General features: G+C 66.1%; 14 protein-coding genes and 1 rRNA gene. 6 read left to right on the top strand and 9 right to left on the bottom strand.

Annotated features, from left to right (window positions below):
- Positions 1-2 precede the first annotated feature (2 nt).
- The 9 genes from J5M67_RS05075 to csiR all read right to left on the bottom strand — a co-directional run bounded on the left by J5M67_RS05075 (position 3) and on the right by csiR (position 12,903).
- Positions 3-1,052, bottom strand: a complete 1,050-nt coding sequence (locus J5M67_RS05075) for a GlxA family transcriptional regulator (protein ID WP_243434489.1) — start codon at positions 1,050-1,052, stop codon at positions 3-5.
- A gap of 112 nt (positions 1,053-1,164) precedes the next feature.
- Positions 1,165-2,826, bottom strand: coding sequence for a choline dehydrogenase (locus J5M67_RS05080; protein ID WP_207884093.1), 1,662 nt, complete (start codon positions 2,824-2,826; stop codon positions 1,165-1,167).
- A 30-nt stretch (positions 2,827-2,856) separates the two neighbouring features.
- Positions 2,857-4,017, bottom strand: a complete 1,161-nt coding sequence (locus J5M67_RS05085; protein ID WP_207884095.1) for an aromatic ring-hydroxylating dioxygenase subunit alpha — start codon at positions 4,015-4,017, stop codon at positions 2,857-2,859.
- Between the two features lie 248 nt (positions 4,018-4,265).
- Complete coding sequence (locus J5M67_RS05090) at positions 4,266-5,222, bottom strand: helix-turn-helix domain-containing protein (RefSeq protein ID WP_207884097.1); 957 nt, start codon at positions 5,220-5,222, stop codon at positions 4,266-4,268.
- Between the two features lie 98 nt (positions 5,223-5,320).
- Positions 5,321-7,405 (bottom strand): hydantoinase/oxoprolinase family protein, encoded by a 2,085-nt coding sequence (locus tag J5M67_RS05095; RefSeq protein ID WP_207884099.1) that lies wholly within the window; start codon positions 7,403-7,405, stop codon positions 5,321-5,323.
- Between the two features lie 13 nt (positions 7,406-7,418).
- Positions 7,419-9,164 carry a hydantoinase B/oxoprolinase family protein gene (locus J5M67_RS05100; RefSeq protein WP_207884102.1) on the bottom strand — a complete coding sequence of 582 codons (1,746 nt, stop codon included), beginning with the start codon at positions 9,162-9,164 and terminating at the stop codon, positions 7,419-7,421.
- 253 nt (positions 9,165-9,417) lie between these two features.
- Positions 9,418-10,599, bottom strand: a complete 1,182-nt coding sequence (locus tag J5M67_RS05105) for a porin (RefSeq protein WP_207884104.1) — start codon at positions 10,597-10,599, stop codon at positions 9,418-9,420.
- Positions 10,600-10,675: 76 nt separating this feature from the next.
- A complete protein-coding gene (locus J5M67_RS05110; protein ID WP_243434490.1) occupies positions 10,676-12,016 on the bottom strand; it encodes a cytosine permease in 1,341 nt (446 codons plus the stop codon).
- 197 nt (positions 12,017-12,213) lie between these two features.
- Positions 12,214-12,903 carry a DNA-binding transcriptional regulator CsiR gene (gene csiR, locus J5M67_RS05115; protein ID WP_207884106.1) on the bottom strand — a complete coding sequence of 230 codons (690 nt, stop codon included), beginning with the start codon at positions 12,901-12,903 and terminating at the stop codon, positions 12,214-12,216.
- Positions 12,904-13,097: 194 nt separating this feature from the next.
- On the opposite strand from csiR, the gene glaH reads away from it, so the two are divergent.
- The 6 genes from glaH to J5M67_RS05145 form a co-directional block, all read left to right on the top strand.
- The gene (gene glaH / locus J5M67_RS05120) at positions 13,098-14,075 is read left to right on the top strand and encodes a glutarate dioxygenase GlaH (RefSeq protein WP_207884113.1); all 978 of its coding nucleotides are present in this window, start codon (positions 13,098-13,100) and stop codon (positions 14,073-14,075) included.
- 134 nt (positions 14,076-14,209) lie between these two features.
- A complete protein-coding gene (gene lhgO / locus J5M67_RS05125) occupies positions 14,210-15,460 on the top strand; it encodes an L-2-hydroxyglutarate oxidase (protein ID WP_207884174.1) in 1,251 nt (416 codons plus the stop codon).
- Positions 15,461-15,498: 38 nt separating this feature from the next.
- Positions 15,499-16,947 carry an NADP-dependent succinate-semialdehyde dehydrogenase gene (gene gabD, locus J5M67_RS05130; protein ID WP_207884116.1) on the top strand — a complete coding sequence of 483 codons (1,449 nt, stop codon included), beginning with the start codon at positions 15,499-15,501 and terminating at the stop codon, positions 16,945-16,947.
- A 73-nt stretch (positions 16,948-17,020) separates the two neighbouring features.
- A complete protein-coding gene (gabT, locus tag J5M67_RS05135; RefSeq protein ID WP_207884118.1) occupies positions 17,021-18,298 on the top strand; it encodes a 4-aminobutyrate--2-oxoglutarate transaminase in 1,278 nt (425 codons plus the stop codon).
- A gap of 146 nt (positions 18,299-18,444) precedes the next feature.
- Complete coding sequence (gene gabP / locus J5M67_RS05140) at positions 18,445-19,851, top strand: GABA permease (protein ID WP_207884127.1); 1,407 nt, start codon at positions 18,445-18,447, stop codon at positions 19,849-19,851.
- Positions 19,852-20,291: 440 nt separating this feature from the next.
- A 16S ribosomal RNA gene (locus J5M67_RS05145) occupies positions 20,292-20,400 on the top strand; the annotation flags it as partial.

Genomic DNA, 20,400 nt, shown 5'->3' on the forward strand with positions numbered 1-20,400 from the left:
GGTTACAGCGGCAGCAACGAAGGGTCATGCGCCAGCGGCTGGCGCATGACCGGCGCGCTCAGGCTCTGCGAGCGGTCGTTGCTCGGCGGGCAGCCGAATCGGGCGCGGTAGGCGCGGGAAAAGTGTTCCAGTGAACCGAAGCCCGAGCTGGCGGCGACCTGGGCAACGCTCATGCGGGTCTGCTGCAGCAGGTTGTGGGCGCGCGCCAGACGCAGGCTGAGGTAGTACTTCAGCGGGGTCAGGCCGGTGTGCTGCATGAATTGCCGCTCCAGCTGCCGGCGTGACAGCGAGACCCGTTCGGCGATGGCCTCGCAACTCAAGGGTTCCTCCAGGTGCTGCTCCATCAGCTCGATGGCGCGGCTCATCTTGCCGGCCTGGGCGTGCAGGCTGCGGCGATAACCTTCGGCCTGCTGCACCTGCGGCTCGCGCACCTGCTCGATGAGCATGTGCATTGCCACCTCGCGCGCCAGGTTGCCGCCCACCAGGCTGTCCAGCCAGGCGAGCAGCATGTCCAGCACCGCCGTGGCGCCGGCGCAGGTCAGGCGGGTGCGGCCCAGGCAGTAGAGCTGGGCGCAGGCCTGCACCTTCGGGTAGCTCTCCTGGAAGCCTTGCAGGTTGTCCCAGTGCACCGCGGCGGGATGACCGTCGAGCACACCGGCGGCGGCGAGCAGTTCGGTGCCGGTCTCGATGCCCGCCAGCACCGCGCCGAAGGCCGCCTGGCGCTTGATCCAGGCCTTGAGCGCGGGATTGCGCGCGTGCCGGTGCACGTCGAAGCTGGCGATCACCACGCAGGCGTCGAACTCGCCGGGGTCGCCGATACTCGCCTGGGGGCTGGCCAGCAGGCCGTTGCTGGCGGGCACCGGCTGGCCGTCCACCGACAGCAGGGTCCACTGGAACAGGCTGCGCTGGGCCAGCCAGTTGGCGATGGACAACGGCTCGATCAGCGCGGCCAGGCCGAAGTTGGAGAACGACGGCAGCAGCAGGATGCCAATGCGCAGGGGCGGGCGGGTTGGTTCCTGCCAATCCAGGCTGAGGGGTTCGGTTCGTTTCATGGTGGCACCTGGCACGGAAATGGGCGCCGGCTGCATTGGCCGCCGCCTCGCTCGAATGGGTAGGCCCGCTGCGCCTATGCAAGCGGAGCGGGCCGGGTTTGGCAAGTGCGCGTCAGCGCTGGCATTCGCGCCAGCGCGGGTGGATCCATACCGGCGCATCGCTGGCCGGCAGGGCCTTGTGACCGCGGATCAGGTCGCTGGCTTTCTCGGCGATCATCACGGTGGGCGCATTGGTATTGCCGCTGACGATCTCCGGCATGATCGACGCATCGACCACCCGCAAACCGCGCAGTCCATGCACGCGCAGCTGCGCATCGACCACCGCCTCGGGGTCGCCGGTCGGGCCCATCTTGCAGGTGCCGCTGGCGTGGTAGCCGGTCTCGGTGACGCGCCGGGCCCAGGCGTCGAGCTGGGCGTCGCTGATCTGGTCGGCGCCGGGCACCAGTTCGTCGCCGGCATAGGCGCGCATGGCCGGCTGGGCGAGGATCTCGCGCACCAGACGGGCGCCGGCGCGCATGTCGGCGCGGTCGCGCTCGGTGGTCAGGTAGTTGAACAGGATGCGCGGCGCCCGGTGGGGATCGGCGCTGGTCAGGCTGACGCTGCCCAGGCTGGTCGGACGCATCAGGTCGATGTGCACCTGGAAGGCGTGCTCCGGCACCAGGTCGACGCTGCCCGGCTGCACCGCCAGCGGCATGAAGGTCAGTTGCAGGTCGGGAAACTCCACCCCGGCCCGCGAGCGGATGAACGCCCCGGCCTCGAAATGATTGCTCGCCGCGAGGCCGTCGTGGCTGGCGAACCAACGGGCGCCGATCATCCATTTGCCCGGTGCGCGGGTCCAGGGGTAGATGGACACCGGCTGCTTGCAGCGGTACTGCACCACGGTGTCCGGGTGGTCGTTGAGGCGCTGGCCGACGCCGGGCAGGTCGTGCACTACGGGGATACCCAGACGCGCCAGGTCCTGCGCCGGACCGACGCCGGAGAGCATCAGCAGTTGCGGCGAGTTGATAGCGCCGGCGCTGAGCAGCACCTCCTGGCGGGCGCGCACCTGATGCAGTTCGCCGTCCATCTCGAACTCGACGCCATAGGCCTGGTTGCCGTCGAAGAGAATCCGCCGGCTCAACGCCGAGGTCGCCACGGTGACGTTGCCGCCCTTCAGGGCCTCGACCAGGTAGCCGCGCGCGGTGCTCCAGCGCTTGCCGTCGCGGGTGGTGCGGTCGACCGGGCCGAAGCCTTCCTGGCGATAACCGTTGAGGTCGCGGCTGAAGTCGTAGCCGGCCTGCTGGCCGGCCTCGATGAAGGCCCGGCACAGCGGCGGCGAGATGTCGCCAGGGGTGACGTGGAGCAGCCCGGCATCGCCCCGGTAGGCGTCGGCGCCATCCCGGTGATTCTGCGCGCGGATGAAGTAGGGCAGCACCTCGCGATAGCTCCAGCCCTCGCAGCCGCGTTCGGCCCAGCCGTCGTAGTCGCGGGCATGGCCACGGATGTAGACCATGCCGTTGATCGAGGACGAGCCGCCGAGGGTGCGCCCGCGCGGGGTGCCGATGCGGCGGTTGTCCAGGCCCGGCTCCGGCTCGCTGGTGTAGCTCCAGTTGAAGCGCGTGCCGCCCACCACGATGCCCACGGCGGAGGGCATGTCGATGGTCCAGCTGCGGTCCACCGGACCGGACTCCAGCACCAGGATGCGCAGCGCCGGGTTCTCGCCCAGGCGCTTGGCCAGCACGCAGCCGGCCGAGCCTGCGCCGATGATCACGTAGTCGTATTCATGCGCGAGCATAGGACTCTCCCATGGCAGGTCGGCGCGCGATCAGCGGCCACTGATGCCGTCGAACACCAGCTTGTGGAAGTGGTGAACCAGGTGCTCGCTCTCGTTGCTGCGCTCGGCATCGATCATGTAGCGGCCCTGGTCGTAGCCGAGGGAGCGCAGGCCCTTCTGCACGCTGATGTTGAGCTCGATGTCTTCCGGGCCGAGCTCCTCGTTCATCCACTTCATGCAGGCGTGGGAAACCTCCGGGACCTCCTCGTGCGGGCTGTAGTAGCCGAAGCGCAGCAGCGAGCGCTCGGCGTCCAGCGGGATCATGATGAAGGTGCCGAGGAACTCGGAGTACGGGAAGGTGTAGAAGGTGTTGTTCGGCCACAGGCCGATGTTGAAGAAGCGCTCGTCGGGGTTGCGCGGCCCGGAGAGTTTCACCCCGTAGGCATCCTCGGCCTGCAGGTTGGCCGGGGCGATGTAGGTCCACCAGTTGTCGCGCTTGGTCAGGCGGTAGCCCTTGAAGTCGATCAGCTTGGCCAGGTCGATGTGGCAGGGGCCGGACAGCTTGAAGTGATAGCCCTCGATGGAGTTGTCCATGATCACTTTCCAGTTGGCCGGAACGATCACGTCCTGCTCCTCGATCAGGCGCATCCTGCCCAGGTCGGGGAAGACCGCGCGCATCTCTGCGTCGGCCTCGGGGAACAGCTCGGCCAGCGCGGGGGCCTCCGCGTCGAAGTTGAAATAGACGAAGCCGCCGAGTTCCTCGACGCGGACCTTGGGGATGTTGAACTGCTGCTTGTCGAAGGCGATCAGCCGCTCGCTGCGCGGCGCGCTGCGCAGGCTGCCGTCCATTTCGTAGCACCAGGAGTGGTAGGCGCAGCGCAGCACGCGGGTGTTGTTGCCGCGGCGGACGTCGAGCAGGCGATTGCCGCGATGCTGGCAGACATTGTGGAAGGCGTTGATGGTGCCGTCGTTGCCGCAGGCGACCACCACGCTCTGGTCGAAAATGTCGCAAACGACGAACTGCCCCGGTTCGGCGAATTCGTTGCGGTGACCGGCGAGGTGCCAGGCGCTCATGAAGATGCGGTCGCGTTCGGCGGCGAAGATCTGCTCGTCGAAGAAGTAGCGCGAGGGCAGGGTGAAGGCCTCTTCCGGGCGCTGCTCGGCCCAATCTGCAATGGAGGTGCTGCGTTTGATCTGCTCGACGGATTGCATGGCGGGTCTCCTCCGGACTCTGCTCCCTGGGTTCGATCAGGGGCTTGCTCGGGGCCTAATCTAGGGGAGGGCAGGAGGCGACTCTTGATGAAAAGCGACAACTTTTCGCGCTGGAATGATCAACCGCTGTGCCGGTCTTCGGCTGATCGCCAGTGGCCGGGATCACGCCAAGCTCGACGCGCTCGGCGATGTGATAGGCCACCTGAGAGGGAGTCCGGCCAAGGAGGGGCTCTACCGACGGACGGGCTTCAGTGAGTGTGCGCGCCGCGCACTTCGCGGGCGGTGCAGCCGAACCGCTGGCGGAAGGCCCGCGTAAACTGGGCCTGATCGTTGAAGCCCCAGTGATACGCCAGTTCGCCGATGGAGAGGTGGCAGTGCGGGTCGCGCAGTTGGCGATGCACGGCTTCCAGGCGTTGCTGGCGCACCCATTCGCCCAGGGTGTAGGGCGTGGCGGCGAAGAGCTTGTGCAGGTAGCGCAGCGACAGGCCGCAAGCGGTGGCGATGGACTGCGGGGAGAGGTTCGGATCGCCCAGGTTCTGGGCAACGAACTGTTCGACCCGTTGCAGGTGCAGGGCGCTGAGGCTGGAGCTTTCGCTGTTGAGCACGCGCTCGTCCTGTTGCAGCGCCAGCAGCAGGATGGACAGGGTCTGCTCCAGCAGCAGGTGGTGGGCGGCGGGCGGGCAGGCGTCGAAGTGGGCGGCGCACAACCCCAGTTGCTCGACGAACAGCCGGCCCAGGCCGCGCTCGGCATCGAAGCAGTAGCGGGTGTAGCGCTCGGGGCCGCGCAGGTGGCCCTTGAGCGCGCGTTCGGGGAGCTTGAGCACCCAGAGATCGTTCTGGTCGGTGTAATGGAAGCGGTAGGGCGCGTCGCCTCGTTCGACGATGAAACCGCCCGGCGCGCAGCTCAGCTGGCGGCCGTCCTGCTCGAAATGCACATCGGTGCAGCGGGGCACGGTGACCAGGTAGAAGGCTTCGCGGTCTTCGCCGGCCTGGGCCTTGCTGCGCGAATAGCCCAGCGTGCTGGAGCGCAGGCGGGACAGGCTGACGGGGCTGCTGGGGGTATCCCAGACCTGCAGGTGGCCGTCGAAGGGCTGGCCGCTGTCGAACTGCAGCGACAGCGGGAAGTAGGTACTGCTGATTGCCTCGGCCCAGCGCACCTGGCGTTCATGCTGCGACCAGCGGGCGGTCGACAACTCATGGGGCATGGCGTGTCCTCGTGCTTATTGCTTTTGTGAGGACAGCGCGGCAGGTCGGGCCCGCCGCGCTGTGTATCGGCCAATGATCCGCGTGATTCAGGGCCGCATCAAGCGCAGCGCGTCACCCGGTAAGTGGCGGAAGGTTCGAGTGTCGCCTGCCAGTTCGGTGGCACCACGATGTTGGTGGTGTCCTCCTCGATCACGCAGGGGCCCTGGACCGTCTGGCCCGGCAACAGGCGGTTGCCGTTGAATACGGCGGTGGACTGGAACTCGCCTTCGGCGCTGAACAGCATCGGACGCAGGCTGTCCGGCACTGCCGCCGGCGGGTTGGCCGGGCCCTGCAGTTCGAGCTGCGGCGGACGCGGCAGGTGGCCGATCACCGAGCATTCCAGGTTGACTAGTTCCACCGGGCTTTCGCGTTCGCTGTAGGAGAACAGCTTCTGGTGGCGGTCATGGAAGGACTCGCAGAGTGCGGCCAGGCCTGCTTCGTCGAGCCGGTGCGCCTCCAGCTCCACGCTGCATTCGTGGATCTGCCCGAGATAGCGCATTTCCAGGGTGTAGTGGCAGCTGCTGCTTTCGTCGGCGAAGCCGTCGTCGCGCAGGTTGACCAGGCCTTGCTGGCGCAGGTCGGCCAGCGCCCGGTTGAGCTGGTCCAGGTCGACGTGCCCGGCGTCAAGGCGCATCGGCAGGGTGGTCAGTTGGTCGTAGCGCACATCGGAGAGGATCTGGCCGAAGGCGCACAGGCCGGAGGCGACCTTGGGGATCAGCACGGTCTGGATGCCGATTTCCTCGGCCAGGCGCACCACGTGCATGCCCGCTGCGCCGCCGGCGCCGATCAGGGCGAAGTCGCGGGGGTCGTGGCCGCGTTCGATGGACACCCGGCGGATGCCGTTGACCATGTTCAGGTTGACCAGGGTAGTGATGCCGAAGGCCGCGCGTTCGATGCTGATGCCTAGCGGATCGGCGATCTTCTCCCGGATGGCGTCCAGCGCGGCCTGGCGGTTCAGGCGGATGGTGCCGCCGAGCAGGGCGCCGTCCGGCAGGTAGCCTAGGGCCAGGTTGGCGTCGGTCACGGTCGGTTCGCTGCCGCCCTTGCCGTAGCACACCGGGCCGGGTTTGGCGCCGGCGCTGCGCGGGCCGACCTGGAGCATGCCGAATTCGTCGAGGTGGGCGATGGAACCGCCGCCGGCGCCGAGGGTTTCCACCTGGATCATCGGCACGCCGATGCGCTGGCGGAGGAAGTCCACGTCCTTGCTGAAGTTGGTGCGCCCGGCGTTGGTCAGGGTGATGTCGAAGGAGGTGCCGCCCATGTCCACGGTGATGATGTTGTCGATGCCGAAGGGACGCGCCACCGAGAGGCCGGCCTGGGGGGCGGACGCCGGGCCGGAGTTGATGGCGTTCACCGCCCGCTCGCGCATCACGTTGCCCGGGGCCAGGCCGCCGTTGGACTGGAAGTAGCGCACCGGCTGCTGGGTGCCGAGCTCCTCGAACAGCGCGTCGATGCGTTCGACGTAGCGCGCCATCACCGGGCTCAGGTAGGCGTTGACCACGGTGGTGGAGGTGCGGGTGTATTCGCGGATCTGCGGGAAGACCTCGTAGCCGGTGCAGACGAACACCCCTGGCAGCGCGGCGCGCACCAGTTCGGCGGCGCGCTTCTCGTGGCTGGGGTTGCGCACTGACCAGACGAAGGAGATGGCCACCGCCTCAACGCCCTCGGCGCGGAAGTAGTCGATGGCATCGTGTACCGCGCGTTCGTCCAGCGGGCTGTGCTCGCGGCCGTCGCCGAGGATGCGGCCACCGACGGGGCGGCGCAGGTGGCGCGGCACCAGCATGTCCGCCGGCGGGTAGTGGGCGTCGTAGCGGTGGCCTTCTTCCTTGTGGCCGAGGCGGATTTCCAGGCTGTCTTCATGGCCGGCGGTGCAGAGCAGGCCGACCTTCACGCCGGTGCGTTCGATCAGCGCGTTGAGGGCGACGGTGGTGCCGTTGATGCACAGGTCGCAGTTGGCAATGATGTCCGCCGGGGTGCGGCCGGTGGCGTCGGCGATCTGCGCCAGGCCGGCGCGGATGGCCAGGGTGCCGTCCTGCGGGGTGGAAGGGGCCTTGAACAGCTGAACGCCGCCGTCACGGTCGGCCAGGATGAAGTCGGTGAAGGTGCCGCCGGCGTCGATGCCCAGGCGATATTGGTTGCGCATGTCGGATCTCCGGTCAGAACTGGCCGCGGGCGGCGCGGGTGGCGGTTTCGTCGAGGTGGCCTGCGGCGTCGAGGATCACGCCGTATTCCAGGGCCGCGCCCTGGGGCGAGACCAGGCCATTGCGGACGTCCTGCAGGACTGCCGCCACCGGGCGGCGCATCGGATCGCCGTAGCCGCCGCCACCGGGATTGATGTTGATGATCCGCTCGCCGGGCTGGATGGTGAGCATCGGGTTCTGCACGTAGTGGTCTTCCTCGCCGTCGGCGTGGCGGTGGATCAGGCGGCCGAGCTTGGGTTCGGGCATGGCGTTGCGAGCCCCGGCGGCGCCGGCGGTGGGCAACTGGCGGCCTTCGCCGAAGCCGACCACGGTCATGGCGTGCTCCAGGGGTTCGATCTCCAGGCGGGTACCGGAGCCGCCGCGGAATTCACCGGCGCCGCCGCTGTCGGCCATCAGGCTGTAGCGGTGGATCAGCACCGGATAGGCATGCTCCAGCAGCTCGATATCGCCACTCATCAGGGCGCCGAAGCAGCACAGCGGGCCGCAGGCGTGCCAGCCGTCCATCACCTTGTTGGCGCCGGCGCCGGCGATGATCGAGGCCAGCACCATGGTCACGTATTCGCTGTTGGCGTTGCGCGGATCGAGGCCTGCGATGTTGATGCCGCTGGCATGGCCCCAGGAGGCGGTGACGCGTTGCGGCGATGCCTGCTCCAGCGCCAGGCGCACGGCGTCGGCCAGGGTTTCCATCGGGGTGGTGGTGCAGTTGACGTGGGGCGCGGGCTCCTGGGCGTTGCACAGGGTGCCCCGGGGGCCGACGTCGACGCTGACGCAGCGGTACAGGCCTTCGTTATAGGGCGGGGCGACCTGGGCGAACATCATCAGCCCGAGGTAGACGCCGGAGACCGAGTTGCCCTCGTAGGAGTTGATGAAGTAGGGCACCTGGGGCGGGCTGTCGATGCGGATGTGGGCCTCGTCGCCACGGATTTCCACGTGGGCGGTGATGGACAGCTCGCCCAGGCCGTGGCCGGAGTCCTCGAGCACGGCGGTGCCGCTGTAGTGGCCGTCCGGCACGTCGCGCAGCAGGGCGCGCATGTGGCGGTCGGCCATGTTCTTCAGTTCGGCGACGCAGGCGCGGACCTGTTCCACGCCGTACTTGTCGAGCAGCTCCAGCAGGTGGCGCTCGCCGACCTTGCAGGCGCCGTACTGGGCGTTGAGGTCGCCTTCCTGATAGGGACGGGCGCGCATGTTGGTGAGCATAAAGTTGATCACGTCTTCGCGACGCTTGCCCTTTTCCCACAGCTTGACCGGCGGAATGCGCAGGCCCTCGGCGTAGATTTCCTTGGCGTCGGGGTTGTAGCCGGCCGGCACCGGGCCGCCGATGTCGGTGAGGTGGCCCTTGCAGACGGTCCAGAACACCAGCTCGCCCTTGTAGAACACCGGCTTGTACATGCAGCAGTCGAGGATGTGGCTGCCCTTGTAGGCCGGGTCGTTGTGGTAGATCACGTCGCCTTCGGCGATGTCGTCGCCGAAGAAGCCGGCCACGCACTTCATGGCGGGAATCAGCGAGCCCAGGTGGATCGGGATGTCCTGGCCCTGGAGGATCATCTCCGGGAGATGGTCGAACAGGGAGTTGGAATAGTCATGGGCCAGGTTGAACACACTGGAGCGGCCGGTCTTTTCCAGGGTCAGGGTCATCTCGCGCTGCGCTGTTTCCAGCGCGCCGCGAACGACCGCGAGGGTGATGGGATCAACTGTTTTCATGGGGCACCAACGCTTGTTTTTATGTTTCGGGTGAGGGCTGCCTGTGCATGGCCCTTGGTGCATACGCTACGGCCGGCGGGGGCGGCTGGCTTGTCGCTGGGTGCACCGGTTATTGCGCTTTGGCGCACTCGGGGGAGGGACGGTCAGGCGGCAGGGGGATGCCCCCGCGAGGCGGGGGCGAACGCGTGGATTCAGGCGTGGGAAGGGTGCCGACATCGCTGCTGGAGCCGGATGTCATCCACCCAGCCACGACTCAGAAGTAGTAGCCGATGTTGCTGTACAGCTGGTTCTCCCAGTGGTCGGTGCCGCCTGCACCCAGGCTCTGGGTGTAGCTGCCACCGCCGATGTAGGGGTCGTTCTTGCCGTGCAGCCATTCCAGGGCGATCCACAGCGGGCCGAGGGTGAAGGAGCTACCGGCGATGAAGCGCTGGGAGTCGCGGAAGTCCGACTCGTCCTTGTCGAACAGGCTGTAGTTGGCATAGAGCTTGACGCCCGAGAACCAGCCGTACTGGCCCGGCAGGCTGTAGCTGAGGTCCGCCACGTAGAGGTTGCCCTTGGCGGCGACGTTGAAGGTGCCGTCGAAGCTGCCAAAGCTCACCAAACGGTCGTCGCCGGGATTCTCCGGGGTCATCTGCTGGCGTGCGGCCTGGGCCTGGAAGCCCCAGGGCCCGTTCTGCGCGGTGGCGTGCAGGGCGACTGCGGTGCGGTGGCCGTCGCGGCCGGTGTCCTGGTTGTCCAGGGTGGAGGCGAGCAGCGAGACACCGGTCTCGCCACTCCAGTCGCCGGCGTGGTAGGTCCGTGCCAGGCGGCCGACGAGGATGTCCTGCTCGTGGTTGTCGCTGCCGTCTACCACGTAGTCATCGGCGCTGGCGACGCTGGTGCCGTAGGTGCGTCCGCCCCGGCTGGTGCCGCGGCCCTGTTCGGCGGGGATGGGGTAGTAGGCGGCCTGCAGGTCCCAGTTGCCGTGCCGGGCGAGGTACTTGAAGCCGATGTCCTGGGTGTCTTCCAGGCCGATGACGTTGCCCAGGGTCTCGAAGAAGGTGCTGCCGAAGTAGGGCGCCAGGCCGAAGGGGATGGCGGTCTGACCGACCTGCACCTGCTGCTCGGGGGTGAAGCGGTAGCCGACCCAGGCGTACTCGGCGAAGGAAATGTCGCCCACCCGGTCGGTGTAGTCGTAGGGGTAGTCGCCGCCGTAGAAACGGTACTTGGCGGCCGCTATCCAGCTGTCCGAGTGGTAGTCGGCGGTCAGGAAGAAGGTGTCGAAGCTGAGCTTGGAGATGTCGCGGTCGGGGTCGTAGTCCAGGCGCCCGCGCAGGGCGCCGCCGAGGTCGAGGTTGTCGGTGATTTCCACGGCGCTAACTGGCTGTGCCAGGCCGAGAGCGAGGGGGGACAGGGCTGCGAGAATCGAGATAAGCCGGGTGCGTTGCGGGTGCATGAACCGCTCCAGATGTTCTTGTCGTTGTTGGGGCATGGGATTGCAGGGAGGAGGCCGCCCGCCGGGCGGCCGACGATCAGCCCAGGTCACCCTGGGGTTGGGTACGGCGTGACAGCAGGGGCGCGAGATAGCCGAGGAAGGCGACGAGGAAGGCGGCCGGCGCCGAGGCGGTGGCCAGCTCAGCGACGCCGCACAGGTGCAGGCCGATGCCCACGATCGCGGAAACCAGCCAGGCGATCAGGCCCCGGGCGCGGAAGGCGGGCAGGCCGTCGAGTCGATAGCGGGTGTTGCGGGTGAACAGCAGGTGGGCGAGGGCGATGGCGACCCAGCCGACGATCAGCAGGCTCTGGTAGGCCAGTGCCTGGAGGATGTAGCTGAACACGTCGAACAGCATCAGCAGGTAGACCAGCGCGCCGGTCAGCAACGCCCAGGCCACGTAGGGCACCCAGGCCAGGCCGAGGTGGCCGGCGAATGCCTGCAGGTTGGTGGCGGCGAGGAAGAAGTTGCCGGTGTTGATGCGGGTCTGGCTGATCCAGACGAAGAGCAGGCCGCCCAGTCCCATCAGCTGGATGATCGCCAGCACCACCGAGACTTCGCTCAAGCCGCCCTCGGTGGGGATGGTGGCGGCGAGGAAGATGCCCACCAGGCCATTGAGCAGGAAGGCCACGCAGTAGAAGGGCATGCCGAAGTTGATCCGCGCGTGGTAGCGGCTGTCTTCCTGGCGGCCGAAGCGGGCGTAGTCCCAGGTGTACATCATCAGCACCCAGACGCCCATGAAGTAGGTGAAGCAGTTCCACCAGCCATGGGGAACCGGTCCGTCCTTGGGCGCCAGTGCCAGCCAGGCGGAGGAGTAGCCGTATTCGCCGATGGCCATCGCCACCGCCGCCACCAGCCCGAGCAGGTAGAAGGGCAGCAGCACGCCGTTGAGCTTGTCGAGCCAGCGCAGGGCGTTGCCGAAGATCAGCAGCACGCTGTAGACCACCACCAACAGGAATGCGGCGTGCAGTTCGAGGCCCGGCAGGTAGTGATGCAGCGCCACCGCCATCACCGAGCCTTCGAAGACCGCGTAGTAGATGGCCGTGGCGCTGAAGATCAGCGTGGCCAGCGCCGCGCCGGTGCGGCCGAACAGCACCTGGGAAAACTGCGCCACCGACAGGCCGGTGGCGATGGCGTGGCGGCTGAGGATGGCGTTGATCAGGCCATAGCTGATCACCGACAGCACCAGGCCGATGATGGCGTTCAGCGTGCCGTAGCCCATGGCCAGGGCCGCGGCGACCACCAGGTAGAACATCGCGCTGCAGATGCCCCACCAGGCCATGGTCAGGGAGCCGCGGCCGAGCCGTTGCGAGTCCGGGACCGCGCCTTGGGAATGGGACTGTTCAGGGGATGAATCGTGGTTCGAGAGTGCTCCAGCCATGACCGTACCTTTCTTGTTGTTGGAGTGGGGAGGCTCCAAGACGGTAAGGAAAGTCGGTCGGGCGGGATTGCCGTTGGGTGTACGGGTTTTTGCGCCTGGATGCACAGGGGCTCTGGGGCGCGGGTCGGGCCGGTGGGCGTGGCTTCAATCGCGATGCGAAGCGGCCGCTATCGGACTGACACCCACGAACATGGGGATCAGCGCGTGCCGTTCGCCTGCATGATCTGGGCGATGATCGGCACCGGGGTCATCAGGTGGGTGCGCATCATCTCGCTGGCGCGCTTGGCGTCGCGGGCGAGGATGGCGTCGACCAGCGCGGCGTGCTCCTGGCGCTTGAGCTCCAGGGCCTGTTCGGAGAACACCGTCTGGGTCAGCCAGAGATGGCGGTAGCGCTCGGCCTGGTCGAACAGGTAGGTGCGCGCTTGGAGCAGGTGCTTGGAGCCGCAGCCGGAGGCGATGGCGGTGTGGAAGGCCTTGTGGCGCTGGTCCCAGACATCCAGGCGCTGCTCGCGGGTCTTCACTTCCATCACCTTGGCCAGGGTGTGGGACTGGGCCAGCACCGAGGCTTCCCAGGCGTCGTCACCGCGCTCGATGGCCAGGCCGACAATCATCGCTTCGAGGTTCGCGCGGGCATCGTAGATGTCCTGCATCTCGTCCAGGGACATGGGCGCCACGCGGTAGCCCTTCTGGCTGATGGCGACCACCAGTTTTTCCGCCACCAGTTGCGAGAGCGCCTCGCGCAGGGGGCCGACGCCCAGGTCGTAGCGCTCCTTCAGGGCACTCATCAGCAGCTTTTCGCCGGGCTTGAACACGCCGCGGATGATGTCTTGCTTGAGCCACTCATACCCGCTGAATGCCGAGTTTTGACGGGGAGCGAGAGCTTCCAAAGTCCTGTTCCTCAAAGCGTTTTGCGGATCATACCGAAACGTCGTATGGACGAAAAACAATAGACACAGTATTCAAATGGCGTTGTTTTATAAAAATGTAGACATTTTTATTTGATAGCGATATTTTTTGATCGCCCGCCTGATCCAGGTCATTGCTGGACGGCCGAATCCATCCCCTACGCCAGGACACCGCCATGAACGCCTTTACGAAGATCGAGGACCTTGTGATGCCGCTGCCTCTCGAGACCCGGGGTTACACCGTCGCCCCCTCGAAGCAGTCGCCCCGTCTGCTGGAGTTGACCTTCGCCCGCGAAACCGTCGACGCCTTCGTCAAGGCCGTGGCCGAGTGGCCGGTCCAGGCGCTGGAGTACAAGTCCTTCCTGCGCTTCCGTTTCGGTGAAATCCTCGACGAGCTTTGCGAAGGCACCCTGCGCCCGGTGCTGCTGAACACCATCCTCGGTCGCTCCACCGGCGGCATGCTGATCAACCCCGTCGGCCTGGATGACGTGAGCCAGGCCGAGGACATGGTGAAGTTCACCACCGCCTGCGCCCACCTGATCGGCCGCTCCAACTACGACGCCATGAGCGGCCAGTTCTACGCGCGCTTCGTGGTGGTCAACACCGACAACTCCGACAGCTACCTGCGCCAGCCGCACCGGGTCATGGAGCTCCACAACGACGGCACCTTCGTCAACCAGATCACCGACTACGTGCTGATGCTGAAGATCGACGAGAAGAACATGGAAGGCGGCAACTCCCTGCTGCTGCACCTGGACGACTGGGAGCAGTGCGACGAGTTCTTCCGCCATCCGCTGGCCCGCCGCGACATGCGCTGGACCGCGCCGCCGAGCAAGAACGTCACCGAGGACGTATTCCATCCGGTATTCGATACTGACGCCGAAGGCCGCCCGACCATGCGCTACATCGACCAGTTCGTGCAGCCGGCCAACTACGAGGAAGGCATCTGGCTGAACGCCCTGTCCGAATCCCTCGAAGGCAGCGCGCAGAAGCTGTCGGTGCCGGTGCCGGTGGGCAGCTTCGTGCTGATCAACAACCTGTTCTGGCTGCACGGCCGCGACCGCTTCACCCCGCACGAGGGGCTGCGCCGCGAGCTGATGCGCCAGCGTGGCTACATCAGCTACCAGAAGCCGCGCTACCTGCGCGGCCAGTAAGCGGGCACGCAGGCTGAAGGGCTGCCCCGGGCGGCCCTTCGCCGTGCCCGGAAAGCGCCGGTCCCTGCATCGAGGCGGGTGGGCCGATGCGAACCGCGTAACGATTTGCAGCGCCCCGGCGCGAGGTAATGGCTGTGTACGATTTCATCATCATCGGCGGCGGCATCGTGGGCATGTCCACGGCCATGCAACTGACCCAGGTCTACCCGGACGCCAGCGTTCTTCTGCTGGAGAAGGAATCCGGCCCGGCCCGTCACCAGACCGGCCACAACAGCGGCGTGATCCACGCCGGCGTCTACTACACCCCGGGTAGCCTCAAGGCGCGCTTCTGCCTGGAAGGCAACAAGGCCACCAAGGCCTTCTGCAACAAGCACGGCATCCGTTTCGACGAGTGCGGCAAGCTGCTGGTGGCCACCAATGAGCTGGAAATGGAGCGCATGAAGGCGCTCTGGGAACGCACCGCCGCCAACGGCCTGGAGCGTTCCTGGTTGTCCGCCGCCGAACTGCACGAGCGTGAGCCGAACATCGTCGGCATGGGCGGCATCTTCGTGCCTTCCAGCGGCATCGTCAGCTACGCCGAAGTCACCGCCGCCATGGGCCGCGAGTTCCAGGACGCCGGCGGCGAGATCCGCTACAACGCCGAAGTCACCGGCCTCGACGAGCGCGCCGACGAAGTGGTGGTGCGCACCGCCAGCGACGAATTCCACGGTCGCTTCCTCATTACCTGCTCGGGCCTGATGGCCGACCGCGTGGTGCGCATGCTCGGCATCGAGCCGAACTTCATCATCTGCCCGTTCCGTGGCGAGTACTACCTGCTGCCCAAGCAGCACAACCAGATCGTCAATCACCTGATCTACCCGATCCCGGACCCGTCCATGCCGTTCCTCGGCGTGCACCTGACCCGGATGATCGACGGCACCGTCACCGTCGGCCCGAACGCGGTGCTGGCGATGAAGCGCGAGGGCTATCGCAAGTCCGATATCTCCGTCGCCGACATGTTCGAGACGCTGACCTCTCCCGGCATCCTCAAGGTGCTGGCGAAGAACCTGCGCCCCGGCCTGATCGAGATGAAGAACTCCCTGTTCAAGGGCGGCTACCTCAAGGAAGTGCAGAAGTACTGCCCGAGCATCACCAAAGCCGACCTCACCGCCTACCCGGCGGGCGTGCGCGCCCAGGCGGTGTCCCGCGACGGCAAGCTGATCGACGATTTCCTCTTCGTGAACACCCCGCGCAGCATGAACGTGTGCAACGCCCCGTCGCCCGCCGCCACCTCGGCGATTCCCATCGGCGCCTACATCGTCGGCAAGGTTCGCGAGCAGATCGACGGCGCCCGCGCCGGCTTCACCGTCAAGGTTACCGATAACAAGCAGCGGGCCGCCGGCTGAGCCGACGTCACCGCCGTCCACCCCCGAGGATGACAAGCGTGCAACTGAAAGACCCCACTCTGTTCCGCCAGCAGGCCTACATCGATGGCGCCTGGGTCGATGCCGACAACGGCCAGACCGTCCAGGTCAGCAATCCGGCCACCCACGAGATCATCGGCAGCGTGCCGATGATGGGCGCCGCCGAGACCCGTCGCGCCATCGAAGCCGCCGACAAGGCCTTGCCGGCCTGGCGTGCGCTGACCGCGAAAGAGCGCGCCAACAAGCTGCGCCGCTGGTTCGACCTGATGATCGAGAACCAGGACGACCTGGCCCGCCTGATGACCATCGAACAGGGTAAGCCGCTGGCCGAAGCCAAGGGCGAGATCGCCTACGCCGCCTCCTTCCTCGAGTGGTTCGGCGAGGAAGCCAAGCGCGTCTACGGCGATATGATCCCGGGCCACCAACCGGACAAGCGCCTGATGGTGATCAAGCAGCCGATCGGCGTGACCGCGGCCATCACCCCGTGGAACTTCCCGTCCGCGATGATCACTCGCAAGGCCGGCCCGGCCCTGGCTGCCGGCTGCACCATGGTGCTCAAGCCTGCCCTGCAGACCCCGTATTCGGCCCTGGCCCTGGCCGAACTGGCCGAGCGTGCCGGCATTCCGAAGGGCGTATTCAGCGTCGTTACCGGCAACGCCGGTGCAATCGGCGGCGAACTGACCGGCAACCCGATCGTGCGCAAGCTGACCTTCACCGGCTCGACCGAAATCGGTCGCCAGCTGATGGCCGAATGCGCCAAGGACATCAAGAAGGTGTCCCTGGAACTGGGCGGCAATGCGCCCTTCATCGTGTTCGACGATGCCGACCTGGACGCCGCCGTGGAAGGCGCGCTGGTTTCCAAGTACCGCAACAATGGCCAGACCTGTGTCTGCGCCAACCGCCTGTACATCCAGGACGACGTGTATGACGCCTTCGTCGAGAAGCTGAAGGCGGCCGTGGCCCGGCTGAACCTCGGCAACGGTCTGGAGCAGGGCATTACCACCGGCCCGCTGATCGACGCCAAGGCCGTTGCCAAGGTCCAGTTGCATATCGACGACGCCGTTGCCAAGGGCGCCAGGGTGGTCGCCGGCGGCAAGCCGCACGCCCTGGGCGGCACCTTCTTCGAGCCGACCATCCTGGTCGATGTGCCGAAGAACGCCCTGGTGGCCAAGGACGAGACCTTCGGTCCGCTGGCGCCACTGTTCCGCTTCAAGGACGAGGCCGACGTCATTGCCATGTCCAACGACACCGAGTACGGCCTGGCCGCCTACTTCTATGCCCGCGACCTGGCCCGCGTGTTCCGCGTCGGCGAGGCGCTGGAGTACGGCATCGTCGGCATCAACACCGGGATCATTTCCAACGAAGTCGCGCCCTTCGGCGGCATCAAGGCCTCGGGCCTGGGCCGCGAAGGTTCGAAGTACGGCATCGAGGATTACCTCGAGATCAAGTACCTCTGCCTCGGCGTGTAAGCACGGCGAACCCTCCCACCTTTCCTGTACGGGCTTCGGCCCGTGCAGGGCGATCGCACTACCGGAGTCAACCATGAATACCAACCAGAGCCTGCAACAACGCCGCATGGACGCCATTCCCCGTGGCGTCGGCCAGATCCACCAGATCTTCGCCGAGCGCGCCGAGAACGCCACCGTGTGGGACGTCGAAGGCCATGAATACCTGGACTTCGCCGGCGGCATCGCCGTGCTGAACACCGGTCACCTGCACCCGAAGGTGATGGCCGCCGTGCAGGAGCAGTTGGCCAAGCTGACCCACACCTGCTTCCACGTCTTCGGTTACGAGCCATACGTGGCCCTGGCCGAGAAGATCAACCAGTTGCTGCCGGGCAACTTCGAGAAGAAGACCCTGCTGGTCACCACCGGCGCCGAAGCCGTCGAGAACGCCATCAAGATTGCCCGCGCCGCCACCGGCCGCAACGGCGTGATCGCCTTCACCGGCGCCTACCACGGCCGCACCCAGTACACCCTGTCGCTGACCGGCAAGGTGGTGCCGTACTCCGCGGGCCTGGGTCTGATGCCCGGCGGCGTGTTCCGCGCCCAGTACCCGAATGCCCTTCATGGTGTGTCGGTCGACGAATCCCTGGCCAGCATCGAGCGCATCTTCAAGAACGACGCCGCGCCCCGCGACATCGCGGCGATCATCCTCGAACCCGTGCAGGGGGAGGGTGGCTTCAACGTGGCGCCGAAGGACTTCATGGCCCGCCTGCGCGCCCTGTGCGACGAGCACGGCATCCTGCTGATCGCCGACGAAGTGCAGACTGGTGCCGGCCGTACCGGCACCTTCTTCGCCATGGAGCAGATGGGCGTCGCCGCCGACCTGACCACCTTCGCCAAGTCCATCGCCGGCGGCTTCCCCCTGGCGGGCGTGGCCGGCCGCGCCGAGGTCATGGACGCCGTGGCCCCTGGCGGCCTGGGCGGCACCTATGCCGGCAGCCCGGTTTCCTGCGCCGCGGCCCTGGCGGTGATCGAGGCCTTCGAGAGCGAAAAACTGCTGGATCGCGCCAAGTCCGTGGGCGAAATCCTGACCACCGGCCTGCGCCAGATCGGCGAGCGCCACAACAGCCTTGTAGAAGTGCGCAATCTCGGCGCCATGGTCGCCGTGGAACTGTTCGAGGGTGGTGACCTGAACAAACCGGCCGCCGAGCTGACCGGCAAGGTGGTGGCCAAGGCGCGTGAGAAGGGCCTGATCCTGCTCTCCTGCGGCACCTACTACAACGTCCTGCGCATCCTGGTTCCGCTGACCGTCAGCGATGCCGACCTGCAGCGCGGGCTGGCCATCATCGGCGAGTGTTTCGACGAGTTGGCGTAAGACTTCAGAGCGTCACCCCCGGTCCCCTGCTCAACCCGTTTCTGCCCCGGCTATCGGCCGGGGCAGGGCGGGCTTTTTGGCTTGGCGCCGGGTGATCGCGGAGAGCGGCGCCGTTCTCCGGGCACGACAAGAACAAAGGTAATGCCATGCAGACAGATAAGAACAACCTGAGTCACGGGTTGAAATCCCGCCACGTGACCATGCTTTCCATCGCCGGCGTGATCGGCGCCGGCCTCTTCGTCGGTTCCGGCCGCGCCATCGCCGAAGCCGGGCCGGCCACCATCCTGGCCTACATCTTCGCCGGCGCCCTGGTGGTGCTGGTCATGCGCATGCTGGCCGAAATGGCTGTCGCCTCGCCGGATACCGGCTCCTTCTCCACCTACGCCGACCGCGCCATCGGCAAGTGGGCCGGCTACACCATCGGCTGGCTGTACTGGTGGTTCTGGGTACTGGTGATCCCCATCGAAGCCAATATCGCTGCGACCATCCTCAATTCCTGGATACCGCAACTGGATATCTGGGTGCTGTCGCTGGCTATTACCCTGCTGCTCACCGCGACCAACCTGTTCAGCGTGAAGAACTACGGGGAATTCGAGTTCTGGCTGGCCCTGGTGAAAGTGGCGGCCATCGTCGGCTTCATCATCCTCGGCGCCTGCGCCATCCTCGGTCTGCTGCCGAACACCGGCGTCAGCGGCGTCTCGCGCCTGTGGGACACCGGCGGCTTCATGCCCAACGGCTTTGGCGCGGTACTCAGTGCCATGCTGATCACCATGTTCTCCTTCCTCGGAGCCGAGGTGGTGACCATCGCCGCCGCGGAGTCCGACGCCGCCGAGAAGCAGATTTCCAGGGCCACCAATTCGGTGATCTGGCGAATCACGCTCTTCTATATATTGTCGATCTTCATCGTCGTCGCCCTGGTGCCCTGGACCGACCCGCGCCTGGCCAGCGAGGGCTCCTACGCCACCGTGCTGGAAATCCTCGGCGTGCCCCATGCCAAGGCGCTCATCGACGTGGTGGTGCTGACCTCCGTCACCAGCTGCCTGAACTCCTCTCTTTATACCGCCTCGCGCATGCTCTATTCCCTGAGCCGCCGTGGCGACGCTCCGGCGTGCGCCCAGGCGACCACCAGCAGCGGCACGCCGATCTATGCGGTGCTGTTCTCCACCGGCGCGGCCTTCCTTACCGTGATCGCCAACTACCTGGTTCCTTCCAAGGTGTTCGGCTTCCTGATGGCAAGCTCAGGTGCCATTGCCTTGCTGGTCTACCTGGTGATCGCGATTTCGCAGTTGCGCATGCGCAAGCGCCTGACCGCCGAGGGCAAGGCCATCCAGTACCGCATGTGGCTGTTCCCCTGGCTGACCTGGGGGGTGATCGCCTTCATCCTCAGCGTGCTGGTGGTCATGTTCTTCCGACCTGACCATCGCATCGAAGTGATCGCCACCGGTTTGCTGACGCTCGTCGTCGTCTGCTCCGGGCTGCTCGTTACCCGCCGCAGGGTCCGAAAGGAGCAGGCTGGGAAACTTGATGGGCTTGCGCGCATCACGGACATCTAGCCTCGCGTCGGACGGCTGCTTCGGCGTGGAAGCAGCCTCCGGCGAGGATGCGTTACAGGGAAGGGACGATGATCCCCTGGAATTTTCACTGAAGGGTGTTGACGGCATTTTCAATTGCTGTAATATGCAGCCCCCTCGCTGCGGTGGTCTCCGGTCTTCACAGCGTAGCGGCTTGAATTGAAAAGAAATTTTAAATTTAAGCTTGACGAAATGAGGCGCTGCTGTAGAATGCGCGCCTCGGTTGAGACGAAAGCCTCAGCCAAACGCTCTTTAACAAGTCGAATCAAGCAATTCGTGTGGGTGCTTGTGATGTAAGACTGATGATCGACTGATTATCAGCAACGCAAGTAACACTCGTGAATTCGAGAGTTTTAGCTCATTAAATTGAGCATGCGATTGCTGAGCCAAGTTTAGGGTTTTCTCAAAACCCAAGCAGTATTGAACTGAAGAGTTTGATCATGGCTCAGATTGAACGCTGGCGGCAGGCCTAACACATGCAAGTCGAGCGGATGAGTGGAGCTTGCTCCATGATTCAGCGGCGGACGGGTG

The organism is Pseudomonas sp. 30_B (genome assembly GCF_017491605.1).
In the GTDB taxonomy this organism is placed as follows: domain Bacteria; phylum Pseudomonadota; class Gammaproteobacteria; order Pseudomonadales; family Pseudomonadaceae; genus Pseudomonas.

Bases quoted from the DNA above. Each gene is read 5' to 3' on its own strand.
- J5M67_RS05090 (WP_207884097.1), bottom strand. From the start codon at position 5,222: ATGCCCCATGAGTTGTCGACCGCCCGCTGGTCGCAGCATGAACGCCAG.
- glaH (WP_207884113.1), top strand. From the start codon at position 13,098: ATGAACGCCTTTACGAAGATCGAGGACCTTGTGATGCCGCTGCCTCTC.
- J5M67_RS05075 (WP_243434489.1), bottom strand. From the start codon at position 1,052: ATGAAACGAACCGAACCCCTCAGCCTGGATTGGCAGGAACCAACCCGC.
- J5M67_RS05100 (WP_207884102.1), bottom strand. From the start codon at position 9,164: ATGAAAACAGTTGATCCCATCACCCTCGCGGTCGTTCGCGGCGCGCTG.
- J5M67_RS05095 (WP_207884099.1), bottom strand. From the start codon at position 7,405: ATGCGCAACCAATATCGCCTGGGCATCGACGCCGGCGGCACCTTCACC.
- J5M67_RS05085 (WP_207884095.1), bottom strand. From the start codon at position 4,017: ATGCAATCCGTCGAGCAGATCAAACGCAGCACCTCCATTGCAGATTGG.
- J5M67_RS05080 (WP_207884093.1), bottom strand. From the start codon at position 2,826: ATGCTCGCGCATGAATACGACTACGTGATCATCGGCGCAGGCTCGGCC.
- J5M67_RS05110 (WP_243434490.1), bottom strand. From the start codon at position 12,016: ATGGCTGGAGCACTCTCGAACCACGATTCATCCCCTGAACAGTCCCAT.
- J5M67_RS05105 (WP_207884104.1), bottom strand. From the start codon at position 10,599: ATGCACCCGCAACGCACCCGGCTTATCTCGATTCTCGCAGCCCTGTCC.
- gabT (WP_207884118.1), top strand. From the start codon at position 17,021: ATGAATACCAACCAGAGCCTGCAACAACGCCGCATGGACGCCATTCCC.
- gabP (WP_207884127.1), top strand. From the start codon at position 18,445: ATGCAGACAGATAAGAACAACCTGAGTCACGGGTTGAAATCCCGCCAC.